Source organism: Streptomyces sp. MK7, from assembly GCF_032658145.1.
Lineage (GTDB): Bacteria > Actinomycetota > Actinomycetes > Streptomycetales > Streptomycetaceae > Streptomyces > Streptomyces spiralis.
Genome location: NZ_JAVACL010000003.1, coordinates 232,952 through 250,529, shown reverse-complemented (window position 1 = coordinate 250,529; position 17,578 = coordinate 232,952). Strand labels below are relative to the sequence as shown.

Annotated in this window: 15 protein-coding genes; 7 read left to right on the top strand and 8 right to left on the bottom strand. The window is 68.9% G+C overall.

Translation table 11 applies throughout. From position 1 onward, the window contains the following. Positions 1–11: 11 nt before the first annotated feature. The gene (locus tag R2S09_RS05870; RefSeq protein ID WP_316740055.1) at positions 12–2,111 is read right to left on the bottom strand and encodes a bifunctional polysaccharide deacetylase/glycosyltransferase family 2 protein; all 2,100 of its coding nucleotides are present in this window, start codon (positions 2,109–2,111) and stop codon (positions 12–14) included. A gap of 504 nt (positions 2,112–2,615) precedes the next feature. Between R2S09_RS05870 and R2S09_RS05865 the strand changes: the two genes are divergently transcribed. From R2S09_RS05865 to R2S09_RS05845, 5 genes are all read left to right on the top strand, one after another. Beyond that, positions 2,616–3,947 carry a ferredoxin reductase family protein gene (locus R2S09_RS05865; RefSeq protein WP_316740138.1) on the top strand — a complete coding sequence of 444 codons (1,332 nt, stop codon included), beginning with the start codon at positions 2,616–2,618 and terminating at the stop codon, positions 3,945–3,947. A gap of 44 nt (positions 3,948–3,991) precedes the next feature. After that, entirely contained in the window at positions 3,992–4,600 is a 609-nt protein-coding gene (locus tag R2S09_RS05860; RefSeq protein ID WP_316740054.1) for an FMN-binding protein, read from the top strand. 310 nt (positions 4,601–4,910) lie between these two features. Next, positions 4,911–6,587, top strand: coding sequence for a SpoIIE family protein phosphatase (locus R2S09_RS05855; RefSeq protein ID WP_316740053.1), 1,677 nt, complete (start codon positions 4,911–4,913; stop codon positions 6,585–6,587). A gap of 272 nt (positions 6,588–6,859) precedes the next feature. After that, positions 6,860–7,855 carry a terpene synthase family protein gene (locus R2S09_RS05850; protein WP_316740052.1) on the top strand — a complete coding sequence of 332 codons (996 nt, stop codon included), beginning with the start codon at positions 6,860–6,862 and terminating at the stop codon, positions 7,853–7,855. A gap of 362 nt (positions 7,856–8,217) precedes the next feature. Then, a complete protein-coding gene (locus R2S09_RS05845; RefSeq protein ID WP_316740137.1) occupies positions 8,218–9,780 on the top strand; it encodes a recombinase family protein in 1,563 nt (520 codons plus the stop codon). 61 nt (positions 9,781–9,841) lie between these two features. Here the strand turns inward: R2S09_RS05845 and R2S09_RS05840 are convergent, their stop codons facing one another. The 5 genes from R2S09_RS05840 to R2S09_RS05820 form a co-directional block, all read right to left on the bottom strand. After that, positions 9,842–9,976, bottom strand: a complete 135-nt coding sequence (locus R2S09_RS05840) for a hypothetical protein (RefSeq protein WP_316740051.1) — start codon at positions 9,974–9,976, stop codon at positions 9,842–9,844. Beyond that, positions 9,945–11,321, bottom strand: a complete 1,377-nt coding sequence (locus R2S09_RS05835; protein ID WP_316740136.1) for a replication initiator — start codon at positions 11,319–11,321, stop codon at positions 9,945–9,947. The genes R2S09_RS05840 and R2S09_RS05835 overlap by 32 nt, the downstream gene beginning before the upstream one ends. A gap of 300 nt (positions 11,322–11,621) precedes the next feature. Next, complete coding sequence (locus R2S09_RS05830; RefSeq protein ID WP_316740050.1) at positions 11,622–11,819, bottom strand: hypothetical protein; 198 nt, start codon at positions 11,817–11,819, stop codon at positions 11,622–11,624. Next, positions 11,816–13,117, bottom strand: a complete 1,302-nt coding sequence (locus tag R2S09_RS05825; RefSeq protein WP_316740049.1) for an FtsK/SpoIIIE domain-containing protein — start codon at positions 13,115–13,117, stop codon at positions 11,816–11,818. The genes R2S09_RS05830 and R2S09_RS05825 overlap by 4 nt, the downstream gene beginning before the upstream one ends. Beyond that, a complete protein-coding gene (locus R2S09_RS05820) occupies positions 13,117–13,464 on the bottom strand; it encodes a hypothetical protein (RefSeq protein ID WP_316740048.1) in 348 nt (115 codons plus the stop codon). The genes R2S09_RS05825 and R2S09_RS05820 overlap by 1 nt, the downstream gene beginning before the upstream one ends. Positions 13,465–13,629: 165 nt before the next feature. On the opposite strand from R2S09_RS05820, the gene R2S09_RS05815 reads away from it, so the two are divergent. Beyond that, a complete protein-coding gene (locus R2S09_RS05815) occupies positions 13,630–14,409 on the top strand; it encodes a GntR family transcriptional regulator (RefSeq protein ID WP_316740047.1) in 780 nt (259 codons plus the stop codon). A 410-nt stretch (positions 14,410–14,819) separates the two neighbouring features. On the opposite strand, the gene R2S09_RS05810 is transcribed toward R2S09_RS05815, so the two are convergent. Both R2S09_RS05810 and R2S09_RS05805 read right to left on the bottom strand, forming a co-directional pair. Next, positions 14,820–15,098, bottom strand: a complete 279-nt coding sequence (locus R2S09_RS05810; RefSeq protein WP_316740046.1) for a hypothetical protein — start codon at positions 15,096–15,098, stop codon at positions 14,820–14,822. A 339-nt stretch (positions 15,099–15,437) separates the two neighbouring features. Further along, the gene (locus R2S09_RS05805; RefSeq protein WP_316740135.1) at positions 15,438–15,989 is read right to left on the bottom strand and encodes an ATP-binding protein; all 552 of its coding nucleotides are present in this window, start codon (positions 15,987–15,989) and stop codon (positions 15,438–15,440) included. Between the two features lie 210 nt (positions 15,990–16,199). Between R2S09_RS05805 and R2S09_RS05800 the strand changes: the two genes are divergently transcribed. Next, a complete protein-coding gene (locus R2S09_RS05800) occupies positions 16,200–17,576 on the top strand; it encodes a sporulation protein (RefSeq protein ID WP_316740045.1) in 1,377 nt (458 codons plus the stop codon). Positions 17,577–17,578: the final 2 nt, after the last annotated feature.

Below are 17,578 nucleotides of genomic sequence, written 5' to 3'. Positions count from 1 at the left end.
CCGCCCCCTGATCACCTCGATGACAACTCCCCCGCGGCGACCGGCTGTCTCAGCTGCTCCGTAGCGGCTGTGCCGGCGCGCTGCATGCGATGCCACTTCAGCCGGGTACCGCCGAGCAGGGCGAACACGGACTGGATGACGACCAGATACATCAGCTGCCGGTAGACGAAGAGCTGGAACGGCATCGACCACAGGGCCCGCAGCTTCTCCCCGTCGAGTCTCAACGCATAACCCGCACAGAGCAGTTGGGCGACGAGGAAGGCGAACCATATCCCCAGCGACTGCGCAGGATCACTGAAGAGCGCCCCGTACAGCGCGAACAGGTCGACGACCGGGGCGATCAGCGGCAAGGCGACCTGGAAGATCGTCAGGTATGTCAGTCCGCGGCGCGCGAAGCGTCCGGCGGTGCCCACTTCGAGGACGGCTCCGCGGTGCTTCCACATCGCCTGGAGCGTGCCGTAGCACCAGCGGTAGCGCTGCCGCCACAACTGCCGCAGCGAGGTGGGCACCTCGGTCCAGGCGACAGCCGACTCCTCGTAGACCACCCGCCAGCCGGCCCGCCACAGCGCCATCGTCAGGTCGGTGTCCTCGGCGAGGGTGTCCTCGCTGACCCCTCCGACGCCCATCAGCGCGTCCCGGCGGAAGGCACCGATGGCCCCCGGAACCGTCGGCATGCACTCCAGCACCTCGAACATCCGCCGGTCGAGATTGAAGCCGAAGACGTACTCCAGGTGCTGCCATCTGCCGAGCAGCCCGCGCCGGTTGCCCACCTTGGTGTTGCCGCTGACCGCGCCGACGGCCGGGTGTGCGAGGGGCTGGATGATCCGGTACAGGGCGTCGGGCTCGAAGACGGTGTCGGCGTCGACCATCACGACGATGTCGTACGAGGCGTGTGCCAGTCCGGTGTTGAGCGCGGCCGCCTTGCCCGAGTTGGGCTGCCGGATCACCCGCACCCGGGGGTCGTTGATCCAGGTCGCGAGGTCCGCGGTCCGGTCGGTCGAGCCGTCGTCGATGACGATGACCTCGAGGTGCGGGTGCGTGGACGCGAGCAGCGAGTGGACCGTGGACTCGATGCCCGCCTCTTCGTTGTACGCCGGGACCAGCACCGTCACCGGTGCGTCGACCCTCCGCAGCCACGGCGAGCCGGGGCGGAAGCGGGTCAGGCGGCGGACATGGACTCGGGCGAAGACGATCAACGCAAGAAGCCGCAGCACGCCCAGGACACCCAGCGCGAGGAGCACCCAGGTCATGGCGTTCGTGAACGCGTGGCCGGCGGTCGTGGCCCAGATCAACGCCTTGCCCTGCCATCGTTCGGCGGTGGAGACCCGGGTGTCGGCCGAGGGCATGCCGAGTGCGTCCGTGACGGTGGTGAACCGCTTGACGTGCCGGTTGCCGAGCAGGTCCTTCGTTTCCCGGTACGCCAGGTCCGTCTGGCTGAGCTGGCGGACCGTGCCGGACGCCGGATCGCGGTCGGGACGGTTGGCGGCGACCAGCACGTAGCCGGCCGCGGCGGCGCTCCGGGCCGCCGTCCACTCGGCGCCGCACAACGTGTCCACCTGGGTGGTCAGCGGCATCCGCAGGAGGCTGGTGCGGATGCCCGCCGAACCGGCGAGGGTCTTCTGGGTGAGCGTCAGCTCCATCGCGGCGCGCACGCGCGACGAGGAACCGAGGTCCGCCCCCGTGTACGTGTTCGAGCCGATCTCGTGGCCCTCGTCGAGGATCCGCCGCACCAGCTCCGGGTGGCGTGCCGCCTGCGCACCGAACAGGAAGAAGGTCGCGTGCGCATGATGCTTGTGCAGCAGGTCGAGGAGGCGGGGGGTCCAGACGGGATCGGGGCCGCCGTCGAAGGTGAGCGCGACGGTACGGGCGGGCACGGCCGAGGACTCGACGTCGTCCCCGCTGATACGGCGCAGGACCGGTCCGCTCTCGTCCACGGCCTTGGGTACGGGCCTGGTACAGGGGATCCGCGACTTGGCGGCGTCGACCTCATGGGTGGTCCAGCCCTCGAAGAGAAGGGCGGCGAGCACGACGGGCAGGGTCAGGGCCAGCAGCCGCCAGTGACCGCGGGGCTCACGGGAACGAGCGTGCCGACGTCGCGCCGAACGACTCACGCGGCCGCCCCTGGAGTGACGTTAATCACAGTGCACTCGGGGCCCGTTCGGCCGGTGCCGGTGACGGAAGCGGCCGCTTCGAGCCCGAGCGCCGGAGTGCGCCCGACGGGCTTCGATCCGGCGGTGCGGGGGGCGAAGCGCGTCGGGCGCCACGCGGATCTCCCGCGCTGGTCGAAGGCGTCGACGTCCGCCGGACGGCGAAGCGATATCTGTTGGTTTGTCTTCCCGTCGAGCTCTTGCATGGGCGGCGAGTCTAGCCACAGCCGGTACCGCCGGTGTGTCCGAAACAGCCCAGGCGACCACCGTGCCACGCGGGTGTGACGCCAAGCCCCGTCAGTGCGCTGGACTAGGTGGCTGCGGGGAAATGCGTCCGCCTGTTCCGCCTGCCCGACCGATGGTTTTCGGCCATCCGTCCGCTGTACGGTGCTCGGGGAGCGAAGGCCAGCAAAGGGAAGTCCAGCCTTGACGACCATCCAGCACAGCCGGGCGGGCAGACGGCAGGCCATGCGCCGGATCCGGCCCCGGCGTTCCCCCGCGGCATCCCTGCTCGCACTCTCCTGGGCGGGAGCGGCCGCCGCGCTGTGGCTGTGGTGGCGGGACACCCCGGCCGTCGCCGCGACCACGGCCGACCGGCTGGTGAACGCGGGCCGGATCACCGGACTGCTCGCCGGCTATGTGATCGCCCTGGTGATCGCCCAGATGGCGCGCGTCCCGGCCCTGGAACGCCGGGTCGGGTCGGACCGCGTGGTGCGCTGGCACGCGCGAAGCGGCCGCTACGCACTGACCCTGACCCTCGCCCACATCGTGCTGATCCTGTACGGATACGCACTGCAGGCGGGCACCGGCACAGTGGCGCAGACCGTCTCCGTCATCACCGACTACCCGCACATGATCGAGGCGACCGTCGGCACGCTCCTGCTCCTCCTCGTCGGCTTCGTGTCCGCCGGAGCCGTACGGCGCCGTATGCGCTATGAACTCTGGTACTACCTGCACCTGCTCACCTACGCCGCGGTCTACCTCGCCTTCTGGCACCAACTCGCCACGGGCGACGAGTTCGTCGGCGACCCCACCGCCCGTACGGCCTGGTACGCCCTGTACATCACGGTCGGTGCCCTCCTCCTCTGGTATCGCCTGCTCACCCCGGTGCGGCTCAACCTCCGGCACCGCATGCGGGTCGAGTCGGTCGTACAGGAGGCGCCGGGCGTGGTCTCCGTGCTGGTCCGGGGTCGGCGGCTGCACCGGCTGGGCGCGGAGGCGGGGCAGTTCTTCCGCTGGCGGTTCCTCACCAAGGGGCTGCGGTGGAGCGCCAACCCGTACTCGCTCTCGGCCCCGCCCCGCCCTGACCTGCTGCGGATCACCGTCAAGGCCGTCGGCGGGCACAGCGCGGCGCTCGCCAGGCTGCGGCCGGGCACGCGCGTGTGGGCGGAAGGCCCGTACGGGGCGATGACCGCGGCCCGCCGCAGCCGCGGCAAGGTACTGCTGCTCGCGGGCGGCGCCGGCATCACCCCCCTGCGGGCCCTGTTCGAGACGCTGCCCGGCGCAGCCGGCGACCTGACGCTCCTCTACAGGGCCCGCACGGCCGAGGAACTGGCGTTGCGGGACGAACTGGAGCAGATCGCGGACGAACGCGGGGCCCAGCTGCTGTACGCCGTCAACAGCCCGGAAGGGCGACGACCCGCGATCACCGCGAAGATGCTGCGCAGGATCCTGCCGGACATCGCCCGTCACGACGTGTACCTGTGCGGTCCTCCGGGACTGGCCGAGGAGTCCTACGCCGCGCTCCGCGAGGCAGGGGTTCCGCACCGGCGCATCCACCACGAGTCCTTCGAGTTCTGAGGCGGAGCTGTGACAGTCCATACCCCTGACGCGCTGGGACTCTCATGAGGAAGAGGCATCCGTTCCGTCACGCGCTGCTGGCCACCGTCGGCACCGTCTCCGGCATTGTGCTGCTGCTCGCGCTCAAGCCGTCCACCGGCCCCTCGCCGGCACAGGCCGAGCCCGCGACGACGTCGCACGCCGCCGTGTCCCCGTCCCCGTCGGTGTCCTCGCACTCCGTGTCCGCGTCGCCGTCACCGTCACCGTCGAAGACACCGAAGAAGAAGCACACCGCGTCCTCTTCCCCCTCCGCGAGTACGTCGCACGCGGCATCGGCCGCCCCCACAAGAACCAGCAGCGCTCCCTCCGCCCCGAAGACCACCTCGGCCGCCCCCACCACTCGGACCGTCACCGGCGCCACGACCCAGACGAAGTACGGCCCGGTCCAGGTGCGGATCACCCTCACCGGCGGCAAGATCACCGGAGCGGACGCCGTCCAGTCCCCCGACGAGACGGCGCGCAGCAAGGACATCAACTCCACGGCCCTCCCCAAGCTCGATCAGGAGACGCTGCAGGCTCAGAGCGCGGACATCGACACCGTGTCCGGCGCCACGTACACCAGCGCGGGCTACAAGCAGTCCCTGCAGAGCGCCCTGGACCGGGCCGGCGCCTGAGCCGGGCATGCGGTCCGGCCGACGCGGTCTGCCGGGTACGTGTCTGGCGCAAGATCCGGAAAGTCACTACCATGCGCACGATCCGGCCACAGTCGGATCGGTCAGGCGATCTTCCCTGGAAGAGCGGGAGCACACTCCGCTGCACGAGCCCCGTTCGTCTCCAGGAGGGAATGGTGTCGCAGTCCCGTAGGCTCGCGAGTCGCCCCACTGGCTGGTATCCATCGGCCACCCACTACGGTGCGTGGCCCATCCGGTTGAGCGCCGTTGATCCCTCGGAGGGAAGTAGTTCACGCCACGGCAGGGAGATCCAGTGAAAGACATCGGGCCGGTGCGTACTGCTGTAAGGGAAGATGAGTCCGATCCGGGCTCCTTCCAGGCCAGCGCGAGCAACGTGCAGGCGGGCTTCTTCTGCTGGGAGATCGCCACAGGCGAGGTGAACTGCGATCCGCTCACCCTCGCGCTGCACGGCATGCCCGAGAACGGCCCGTCGGACATCTCGAGCTTCCTGGCCGCAGTACACGAGTCCGATCTGGCCGATGTGCGCGATGCCTTGGGCCTGATAGCGAAATCCTGCGGCAACTACCAGATCGAGTACCGGGTCACCACCGACGACGACCGGCACCGGTCCCTGGAAGCCCGCGGCCGTGTCCTGCCCGGCGCCGACGGGCTGCCGGCCCGCATGGTCGGAGTGGTCATGGACACCACGGCCGTCCATGAACGCCACGAGGCGGAGAAGCGGCGGTTGTACGAGCGCGCCACCCGTGACCGCTGGATACGGGAGCTGACCGCGGCTCTGGCCGCCGCGGTGACGGTGAAGGACATCATGGCCGCCGCCCAGGCCGGACTGCGTACCTTCGGAGCGGACGCGCTGGCGGTGATCGCCCCGGAGGGAGACCGGTTGACCGTCGTCGCCTCGTGCGCCGACGACGAGCAGGGCGAGGGCTCCGTGCGAGTCCTCGACGCCACGGCCCGCACACTCGTGGAGGAGTCGCTCGACCGCAGGGCTCCCGTCCTCATCGGCTCTGCGGACGCGCTGATCACCGATCATCCACACCTGGCACCGCTCGCGCGGTCGGCGCCACAGGCGTGGGCGGCATTGCCGCTCACGGACTCGCGCGGCCGCGTCAGTTCCTGCCTTGTCGGTTTCCCCGAGCCACAAGAATTTCTGCCCGAGGAACGCGCCCTCCTGGTCGCCGCCATGGGACTGCTCGCCCAGTCCCTGGAGCGAGCCGCCATGTACGAGTCGGAACACGCACTCGCCACCGAGCTCCAGCGCGGCATGCTGCCGCGCGGGCCGCTCACGGTGCCCGGCGTGACCATCGCCGCCCGCTACCAGGCCGCCACCTCCGGCATGTGGATCGGTGGCGACTGGTACGACGCCATCAGCCTGCCCGACGGCGGCGTGGCTCTGGTCATAGGAGATGTGCAGGGGCACAGCGTCCACGCCGCGTCTCTCATGGGGCGGCTGCGCACCGCCGTACACGCCTACGCGAACGAAGGACACACGCCCGCGGCCGTCCTGGAACGCACCAACCGCCTGCTGGCCGAACTGAACACCGACCCGGACAGGGCCCTGTTCGCCACATGCTGCTACATCGCACTCAACCCGTCCGACGGGACGCTGCGAGTGTGCCGGGCGGGCCATCCGGCCCCAGCGCTGATCACGCCCCGCAAGCCGCCGCGCCTCCTGGAGGTCCCCGGCGGTCTCCCTCTGGGAATCGACCGGGAGCAGCGGTACCCGACCACCCGCCTGCGCATCGCTCCGGGCAGCGTGCTCGCGCTGACCACCGACGGCCTGCTCGAGGCCGTGAACAAGGACATCGACCAGGGTGTCGAGAGGTTTCTCCGGGGGCTGCGAGGGGCTCCCACCGCGGACCTGGAGACCGTTGTCGACGACCTCCTCGCCGGTACGCAGAAGGCTCACGGCCTGGGCGACGACGTCGCTCTGCTCCTGGCTCGTCTGAACAGGCCCGGCCGCCAGAGCTGACCCGGTCCTGCCCCAGCCTGTTCTCAACCGGCTTGGACCGCCGGGCACTTTTATCGGCGGCCAACCGAATTCGCCCGGTCTGTGGTGCTTCCCGCGCAGGGCGATGAGGGCCGAAGAAACGAGACGCCGGTCGAACACCATCGACGGGCAGGGTAATTTACGTCGGTGGCTGGGACTGCCTGGTCATGCCCCGTGCGGGCGCTGCCGAGTCACATCGGCAATGTCGCTGGATGTCGCGAATGGCAGAGGATTACCGAGAAGCGAGCTGACGTATGGACAATTTCCGGATTCCGGACCTCTACATACCCGTACCGGCAGCGCTCAATCCGGACCTCCAGGAGGCTGCTGCGGCGACTGAGGCGTGGCTGGACGAGTTCGGCCTGGTGCCCACCGAGGAGGCGCGTCGGCACGTACGGCGCACTCGTGTGGACCGGCTCACCGCGTGGCTGTGCCCGAACGCTTCACAGGAGGCGCTGACGCTGATCACCCAGTGGAACGCGTGGCTCTTCCAGCTGGACGACCAGTTCGACGACGACCCGGTGCGCGGTTACCGGCCCGAGCGGTGGCGAGAGGCGTTCGGGCCGTTGTTCGCCGTGTTCGACGGAAATGTCACGGCCGGGCGACTGGCGCGCTCCTTGGCTGATCTGTGGCGCCGCACGACGGACATCCGTTCTTCCGCATGGCAGCGCCGATTTGTCCCGCACCTGTTGTGGTATTTCGACAGCTACCGGGCCGATATGATCCACCGGGAGCAGGGGCGTGTACCCGGCCTGCAGCAATACCTCGCGCACCGCCGCGCCTCGTTCGCATTCGACGCCGTCCTCGACCTGATGGAAATCGGCACCGGTGTGGACCTGCCCGACCAACTGCATGCCAACCCGGCCTTCGCCGACATGCGAGAGGCGGTGATCTACGCGAATGCCTGCATCAACGATCTCTACTCGCTGCGCAAAGAGCTCGCCCATGACTATGCGTTCAACGCCGTCACGGTGATCTGCCATCATCACCGGTGCAGCCTCCAGGAGGCGGCGGAGCGAGTGGCCGTGATGCAGGCCGGATACGTCCAGCGCATCCTTGATCTCGAGCAGGTCCTGCCCGGGCGGCTGACACGTTCCGGCCTCGCCGACGACGTCGTCGAGGACGCGCTGCGCTGCGTCAGGGATTTCAACGCGCTCACCGCCGGGAACGCCGCTTGGTCGAAGGAGACCGGTCGCTATGCGGAGATAGAGGCCAAACCGACCTATCTGGCGGACTTGTTCATTCCGTAGGACCCTCGGCCATCGCCCAAGCGCGCCGCAGCCCGCACGGCGTGGCCCACGGATCGATGCCACGGCCGGTGGTTCCCAGGGGTCGCGGCCACCAGGGGCCGCTCACCGCGGCCCCTGTCGCACCGACGACGAGCCCCAGCGCTCGCTCACGTCAGTGTGTGTGACCACTCGAAGCGGGGGCCGGCCCAGCGTTCTTGACCGTCAGCGGCAGCAGCTTCTTACCCGTGGGGCCGATCTGGATGGACGTGTCCATCGCCGGGCATATGGAAAAACGCTGAAAACTGCCCAGGAACTACGTCACGCTGTCTGGCATGAGGAAACGAGGACAGCGGCGGCTCGCGGCGGAGCGGGCGGCCTACAACGTGGAAGCCGAGTGGACCGAAGCGGACTTGGCGCTCTTGGAGGAGTTGAAGCGGGCCGAGGCCCTGCTCCCCGAGGACGCTCCCCGGGCACTCCTCTCCATCCGCTTATCCGTGCTGACGGACGACACGACGTCGCCCGTGCGACAGGAGCTCGACCTCCGCATCCTGGCCAGGGAGCGCGGCAGCCGAGTCGTGGGTGTGGCTTCCGACCTGAACGTGTCGGCGACGAAGGTCCCGCCATGGAAGCGGAAGCAACTCGGAGAATGGTTGAACAACCGCTCCCCCGAGTTCGACGAGATCCTGTTCTGGAAGCTGGACCGCTTCGTACGCCGCCTCTCCGATCTCTCGATGATGATCGAGTGGAGCCTGAAGCGCGGGAAGAACCTGGTCTCGAAGAACGACAGTCTTGACCTCACGACGACCGCCGGGAAGATCATGGTCACGATCATCGGCGGTATCGCCGAGATCGAAGCGGCGAACACCTCCACCCGGGTCACGAGTCTGTGGGACTACGCGAAGTCCCAGGAAGACTGGATCATCGGGAAGCCGACATACGGCTACGTGACGGACGAGGACGACACGGGGAAGGTCGTTCTCGCCATCGATCCCGAGGCTTACAAGGCACTGCACTGGGCTCGGGACATGGCGATTCGAGGACGCTCAGCCAGTTTCATGGTGCGCTGCCTGAAGCGGTCCGGCCTCATGAGCCAGGGGCTCACCGTGGTGACGCTGCTCCGCCGGCTCCGCAACCCCGCACTCCTCGGTTACCGCGTGGAGGAGGACAAGAACGGAGGACAACGGCGCTCGAAGCCGGTCCTCGGCAAGGACGGCCGGCCGATCAAGGTCGCTCCTGCCATCTTCACCGAGGAGGAGTTCGAGACCCTTGGCGCCGCCCTCGACAAGCGCAAGAAGAATCAGCCTCCGCGCCGTGTCGGCGGGGTGACCCAGTTCCTCGGCGTTCTCCTGTGTGCCGACTGCAAGACGAACATGACCGTGCAGATCACGTCCAACAAGTTCGGGACCTACCAGTACCTGCGGTGCCGCAACTGCAAGAGCGGCGGACTCGGCGCTCCCAACCCCGAGCGGGTCTACGAGCGCCTGGTGGAGGACGTGCTCAAGGTCCTCGGCGACTTCCCCGTCGAGGTTCGCCAGTACGCGGAGGGCGCGGAAGCGCGGAGGGAGATCAAGCGCCTACAGGAGTCCATCGCCCTGTATATGAAGGAGCTGGAACCCGGGGGCCGTTACACGAAGACGCGGTTCACGAAAGAGCAGGCGGAGGCAACGCTCGACAAGCTCATCGCGGAGCTGGAAGCGATCGACCCTGAGACGGCGAAGGACCGGTGGGTCAACGTCCACGGCGGCAAGACGTTCCGTGAGCACTGGCAGGAAGGCGGCATGGAGGCCATGTCCGCGGACCTGTACCGGGTCGGGATCCGCTGTGAGGTCACCCGCACGAAGGTGCCGAAGGTCCGGGCCCCGAAGGTTCACCTCCGCCTACTGATCCCGAAGGACGTACGCGAACGCCTCGTGATCCGAGAGGACGACTTCGCGCAGGCCATCTGAGTCCGGCACGTACAAGATCGAGGCCGCCTTCCCGTCATGCGAGGGAAGGCGGCCTCGCGTCTCACTGGAACCACTTGGTGGCGTCGAACGGTTCCTCCGTACCGTCGTCGTCCACGATCACGATCTCGCTTTCGATCAGGCTCGCGGCTCTGTCGTTCGCGCGCTCAGGTTCGGGCAGCGGCGTCGTGGACCCCACCTCCCTGTTGCCTGGCATCGGCACTGTGCCGCCGGCACTCCGCGAGGTCTTCGGCGATCCCGGCGGCGATGAGCGCGGCACCCGGGGTGTGGCCGGAGCCGACGTAGCGCCACTGCCGTTCGGTGACCGCGTCAGGGACGTCTACGTGCCCCTGATGGTGGGCACGCTCGGCACGGAGTGCGGCGTACGTCGTGGAGTAGGCACGGGACTTGGTGAGGATGTGGCCCCGGTAGCCGAGGGTGTGAACCCAAGCTCGCAGGTTCAAGGGCGCATACTCCCGCAGACCGCCCAGGCGCCAGCAGGCTCGCATGAGGGCGCGGACGTGTTCCCTGACGGGCGCAGACTCGATGTCGGCCCAGGTGGTGAGTGAGCGGTCAGTGCCGGCGCCCGTCTCGCTTGCCCCCTTGGTGACGTACTTCGCGACGTAGGCCGCCACGGCGTCATCGTCGGGGCCGTCGCCGTCGGCATGCAGCGTTCGCGTGTCGAGCTGAGCACCCCAGCGGAGTTGCAGCTCCCCCACGGCAGGGCTGTAGGGAGTGCGGACGCGGACCCGCTGAGCGGAAGCGCGTACCGCATCGATGAGGAGATTCGCGGTGCCCCAGGCCGGGGGTTCGTCCTGGTATCCGTTCGGGCCGTCGAGGCGGACGACGACGTGCACGTGGACGGCCGCCCGCTTCTGGTACTCGGCGACACGAGCGAAGGACAGCCGGGCGTGCCGAGCGAAGCGGGACTGCACGAGGCCGACCGAGGAGGCCACGCGACGCCGTACGTCGATGACGAACCGGTCCCAGAGCTTCGAGGCGTGTGCGTGCCACAGCACGTGGCCGGTGTAGTCGTAGCAGTCGGCGCAGAGCGGTTGCCCGACGGCCGGGGCGTCCGGTGCGTGGAGGGTGCCGCATCCGAGAGACCGTCCGTGTTCGCAGGTTCCGCCGTCACGGCGTGGACGGCACAGCTCCCCGGCACGGTGCACGGGGCCGAAGGACGGGGCGGTGAGGGTGACGAAGAGGCGGGGCCGGTGCCGGACCGTGGAGGGGATGTTCTTGCCGCCGAGAAGGCCGGCGCGGACCAGATGGTAGGTGTCGCCGGCGTGGAGGCGGGAGCAGGCCGGGCATACGGATGCACGGCGGTTGCGGCAGCGGACAAGGAGGCGTTCGCCGGGCTCGTCGCGGGTGTCGTAGTGGTGGATGATCTCGCCGGTTGTGGCGTCCACGGTGGTGCTGGAGCCGGCGAGGTGGACGGGGTGAGCGCAGCCGCCGGTCGCGGTGACTTGCTCCAGCCAGCGGGAGAACTTCGGGTCTTGAGCGAGGCGGATTGCGTCACGGTCTGTCTCGGGGAGCTGACGCAGGCGCGCCGCGCGGTCGAGGGCGGCGCGCCTGTCAGTCGAGGTGATGTCCGGGGTGATGGCGGTGGCCTTCCGGGGTGAGCCGCCGAGGCGGCAGGGTCGGTGGTTGGTGGCGCGCTGTCGTCCATGGGGCGATCTCCTTGTGAGTGGTGGCTTGCGATGTGCGTCGGTCAGCGGACGGTTCCGGTCCCCCGACAGATACGGCAGCGCCGCAGTCGTCCGGTCCAGGTCTTGCGGGCACCGTCGCCCTTGCATTGGGGGCACCTCACACGAGGCATGCGCATGCGCGTACGTCCTTCCAGGTCAGAAGTGGCTGAAGCCGCTGAGGAACCAGGTGATGAAGCCGTTGATCGTGAGAGCGACGGGCGTTTCACCGAGGTACATGCCGAACAGGGCGATGCAGGCCGCTTCCCAGATCCGTACGTCTCGGGAGCGGACGAGGAGGAAGGTGATGATCCCGAAGACCACGACGAGCGACACGGCGGTGCCTGTGCTGATCACTTGCCGTCTCCTTCCATCACCGCGAGGGCGTGATCTATGGCGGGCAGTGTCGGGGCCATCCCGGCGTACTTCCGGGCCGTCGAGGCGGCCTCATCCGTGGGTGTGAGGTGCGAGCGGGCCCGGCTCCAGCCGCCGTCCGGTCCGGTGCAGACGGCCACGCCACGTTCCTCAGGCGTGATCGACTGGGCGACGACTACGGCGTCCTTGTTGAGGTCGCCCAAGGTCATCTCCGCTGTGCCGGGGTCGTTGACGCGGTGGCAGATTCGGCCGCCGAGTTGGGCGCGCAGGGCGGTGACGCCGGGGCCGAGGTCGGAGCCGACGCGTTGGCCGGCGACGACGAGGTGTAGGCCGAGCGCGGCCCCGAGCTGCGCCAGGCGGAGCAGCAGCGTGGAGCACTGGTCTGCTTCGGCCTTGCTCTCGCGGGTGCCGTCGGACAGGTACAGTTCCGCGATCTCGTCGACGATGACGACGACCGGCACCGGCCGCAGCTTCTCCGGCAGTTCCCAGATCGAGCGGACCCCGGCCGAGCGGCACGCGCCCATCCGGTCTTGCATGTCGACGACGAGCGCGGAGAGCACGGCGACCGCTTCTCGGCGGCAGGTCGCCAGGGCACTCAGCCGTCCGGAGAACAAGCCGAGTTCCATGCCGCCCTTGCAGTCGATGCCGACCAGGGCGACGGGCTGAGTCGCAAGCTGTGTGATCAGCCGAGCGAGGAGCGTGGACTTGCCGGAGCGGGTGGCGCCGACGATGAGCCAGTGGGGTACGAGCCGCAGGTTCACCACCCAGGCGCCGCCGTTCTCCAGGACGCCGATGAGCGCGGAGAGGAGTTCGGCCGGTGCCGTGGCTAAGCCCGGACGCTGAAGCGGATCCGTGGCCGTCGCGGTCAGGAGGACGAGCCCGCGTTCCGGTGAGGTGACCCGGACCGCGTGAACCTTCCACGCGTGGACGAGAGCGTCAGCCGCCTTGAGAAAAGTGGCCGGGGTCTGGCCCGCGTGCAGACGCACGATCACGGTCAGCCCCATGCGAGTAGCGCGCGGGAAGGAGATCCGCGGAGCCACCGGCCGTAACGGGTCGCCCTTCACGACCAGGTCGCCGAGCAGCCCACGCGACGGGCGCCGGGAGACAGCGAGGTCGTTGAGGACGGCGACCTTGCGCCAGGTGACCACCACCCGGAACGCGGTGGCCGGGTAACCGACGAGGTACCAGTGCCAGGCCGGCCGATGCCGCCGCAGCAGGTCACCGACGACCAGCATCCACGCCAGCACGGCGAGCGCGAAGGCGAGCACGGTCGGCCCCATCACGCGTCACCGCCCTTGGCACGCACCGGACCGTCGTGCACGGCCGTGATCGCGTCGGCCCGGAAGCTGACGCCGTGCCGGTCACCCATCGACCAAGTGAACGCCGTCAGCCCGGTGACGCGGACGATCTGCCCTTCCTCGATCCCCTTCGGCTGACCGCTGACGGCGATCTCGATCACGGAGATCCGCCGACGGTCCTGCCGAACGGTGACGGCTACCGTCCAGACCGGATTGCCGTCCCGGTCCCTCTTCACCTCCTGTGTCTCGGGGTTGCTGAGCTTCGCTTCCGGCGCGATGGCGCACCGCAGTACGCCGAGCCGCGCCGTGTCCACGGGAATGGACTGCATGGTGTGTGGCCTCCCTGGCCAGTCGAGACGCCAGCCTGATACTGACGTCACTTGTCCTTACGAGTTAGGACTATGGAGCTCTGTACGGCGAGAGTGCAACTACTTATGCTGACGAGTGATGTCGCGCGTGCGACGCGCCTACGACCACGATCCGGAGATGACCCGATGTCGGAGATCCAGCGCCCCGGAGCCCTCTACCAGCAAGTGGCCGCCGCGATCCGCGAGGCGATCCTGTCCGGCGAGTTCGCACCCGACTCCCTGTTGCCGTCCGAAGCCCAGCTCATGACCCGCTACGGCGTCTCGCGGCCGACCGTCCGCAACGCCATCGCCGCCCTGCGAGCGGAAGGGCTGATCGACGTCCGCCACGGCAAGGGCAGCTTCGTACGCTCCGACGGACAGCCCGCGCTCACCCTCGAACGGCGCATCAGCCACACCACCGGCGGCCGGTTCGTCATGCCCGGCGGAGACGTATGGCAAGAGGCGGAGGCGCCCAGCACCTACCGCACCCGCACCACCATGACCACCGGCCGACTGCTCCAACTCGGCGAGGAAGAGGCGCTGTTCGGCTGTGACCGGCTGCTCGCCGACCCCGGCACCGGAACGCGTGCCATGCACCGCACCCTGATCCCGTTCGAGGCCGCCGAGGCAGTCCCCTCGCTCGGCGAGGAACCGGGCCGGCAACCGGCGGAGATCTACCAGCTGCTCGCCGAGGACGGACACAAGCTGTCGTGGACCGAGACGGTACGCGCCCGCATGCCACTGCCCGACGAGCGCACCGCGCTGCGACTCCCGGACGCGACCCCGATCCTCCACCTGGCCCGCACCACGCACGGCTCCGACGACCGTCCCCTGATCCTCGAGGAACTGCGCATCGGTGCCGACCGTGCCGAAGCCACCTACCGGATCACTGCCGACAAACAGCCCGCGCGGCGCACCCGCACCTGAGACCGAACGGTCATCGGTCGAAACCCGCTTCACTTCCTCAAGGGCGCGCCTGCGGCGCGCCGGGGCGCCCGGCCGCCCCGGCCGGGCGTGCGGCGTGGCCGCCGGTCCCGTCCGGTCGCCGGACGCCCCCGACCGCAGCACACCCAAGCAGTCGAAAGGGCGACCGGTCCGCGCAGGCCGGAGCCCACGGGGCTGGGGGTCGCCGACCTCCGAGACTTTAGGCAGCCACCATGGGGCGAGCCTCGAAGAACAGGGGGCCAATCGGGCACAACCGCGGGCAGGACCAGTACCTGCCCGATTCGCCGGGCCAGCGTAAGGCCCCCTGTTCACTCGCCCCATGGCAGCTCCAGCCCAAAGTCTCTCCGGCCGACGACGTGCCCATGCGCGCCGCCCACCAGCGGATACGCCCCTCATGCCGCCGACTCCAGAAGGGCAGCGAGCCGGTCCACAGCATCCGGCCGGCCCGCCAGCCGGACGACGCCCCGCCCCGCCTCGTCCGTGGAGGCAACCGCCCGGACACTCGACAGCTCGAAGCCGGCGCCAATAAGTGCGCGGTTCAGTCGGTCAGCAGACTCCCGAGCCCCGCGCCACCCCGCGATGTAGTCGACACCAGGCGTCCACAGGACTCCGTCCGAGCCCTCGATGTCGTGCAGCCCATCACCGATCCAGTCCTCACCCGCGCCGGTCACGTGTGTTCACCTCAGCCCTGTTGCAGAAAACGGCTCGTCAACTCGCTTACTTCCAGGACCAGAAGCGACGCAGCGCAGCGGCCCCGGTACCATCAGGCACCGGGGACCGCTGCGTCCCCTCCCGGACCACCCCGGTTGCTGCCAGGCGCGGGGGTGGTCCGGTCTCGGTATGAGGTTGTGAAGCGCGGCCCCTCGCCCGGGCGGGAACCCGGTGGGCATGATCGCGAGAGACCGCGCTCCGTGGCTGGAGGGGTCAGGCTCCAGCCGGTTACCGGGGCACCGCCGACTCCCGATCGCAAAGGAGTGGCGAGGACGGCACCCCGGAGATCACCAGTGAGGTCAGTGACCTGTTCCGCCGCTCAGGTCGAAGCGGCACCAGACCGTCTTGCCGCCCCGCTCCTCCGGCGACCACCAGACCGCCGCCGCCAGTCGCTGCACGATGAGCAGGCCACGGCCGTTGTCGGGCAGTACCGCTTCCGACAGCTCCCCGAGCAGCGAGGGCGAGAATGCCTCTCCCGCCGGAAGCAACGGGGGCGTCGAGTCTTCGTCGGTTACCCCGATGAACAACCACTTCGGCCACAGCTTGAAGGTCACGTCGATGCGCCGGCAGCCACCGGCCACGGCGAGGTGACGGTCCGGCACAGCATGGTTCACCACGTTGCCGACCAGTTCCGAGACGGCCAGCCGGGCGTCATCCACGATCGCGTCAACACCCGAGCCCCGGAGGAAGACCGCCGTCATGTCACGTGCCGTGCGCGCCGTGTTCTCGAACTCGGCGAAGAGCGTGAGTGTCAGGAAGTGCCCATCGGCAGACGGGGCCGGCGGTGCCGCGAACCAGTGGGTGTACGCGTCCAGCTCACTCGCCAGCCACTCGATCTTGCCCGCATCCATCACGTCCCCTTCCGAGAGCCGGGACGGCTCGTTCGGCGCCGGTTGCATCACGCAAGCCAGTACACGGCTCAGCGGGCGTGATCGGGAGCGTTCACCAGGGGGTTCACATGAACACGGGCAAACGCAAAGGGGGTTCACCAATGAACCCCCAAAGCGATCCTGTTGTGACACGATGAACACTCGCCGTCATTCTCGGGTTGGCAGGGGAGCATGAACCGAGAGCCGAACGCGCAATTGATCGCAGTCATGGACGAGGCGAAGGTCTCGAACAAAGGTCTTGCCAAGCGGATGAAAGATGCCGCAGACCAGCGAGACATCAGCCTCGGGACGACACACGTCTCAGTGCAGCGATGGCGGGACGGCGCGGGTATCCAACCGCAGACAGCAGCGATCATGGCGGACGTGCTGAGCTCCAAGCTGGGCCGTCGCGTCACGCCGGGCGATCTCGGCTTCTTCGACCACACCAAGCCGACCGCCCTGGACCCCGTCGGCTATCCGAGCACCGTGCCGGACGTGCTGTCCATGCTGGACGGACTCGCCCAGGAACGAGCCGAGGCCGCGGTCACTGACCGCTTGGTCGTCGCGGACGCCGACCTCAGCGCAGCAGTCCTCTCCTGGATGATCGCGCGCCCCGACGGCATCCAGGCCGACCGACCCGCTCACCAACGCGTCGGCATGCGCGACGTACGCGCGATCAGAGACGCAGCCGCCACGTTCATGCAACTCGACTTCAAGTACGGCGGAGGCCACGGCCACCGAGCCTTACGCCACTACTTCCGCCATGAAGTACTGCCACTGCTCAGCGCCAGCTACAGCGAGAAGGTGGGCCACGCGCTCTTCAGCGCCGCCGCCGAGGTCTCCCAGTTGCTCGCATGGACTGCATACGACGTCGGCAACCATCGACTCGCCCACCGCTACCTCACCTCCACTCTGCGCCTGTCCCAGGTCATCGACGACCGCATGTTCGGCGCCCGCATCCTCGGCAACCTCAGCCACCAGGCCAACTACCTCGGCAACCACGCCCAAGCCATTCAGCTCGCCCGAGCCGCCGTCGAGGGCGCCAAGGGCCGGGCCACCCCACGCGCCATGGCGAACTACTGGGCCATGGAGGCTCGCGCCCTGTCCAACGCAGGCGACCGCACCGGGGCCGGCCACGCCATGAACCAAGCCGAACGCCACTTCGGCCAGGCCGACACCGCCGACGACCCCGCATGGCTCAGCTACTTCGACGACGCCGAACTCCTGGGCGAGTTCTGCCACTGCTTCCGCGACCTGAAGATGCGCCGCGAAGCCGTCGAGCACGCACAGCGCGCCGTCGACAGCACCGACCCGCAGTATGCCCGCACCCTCGGCTTCTGCCGCATGGTGCTCGCCCAGAGCCAGCTACTGAGCGGCGACCTGGAAGCCGCCGTCACCACAGCCAGCCTTGCCGTGGACGGCGGCGACACCCTCCAGTCCAACCGCTTCCAGCGCTACGTCACCGACTTCCAGGCAGAGGTCAGCGCGCACGCCGCCCACCCCGCCGTCGTCGCCTTCAACGAGCAGGTCAACGAAGCACTCGCCCGCCTGGACGACGAGGACGAGTAGCG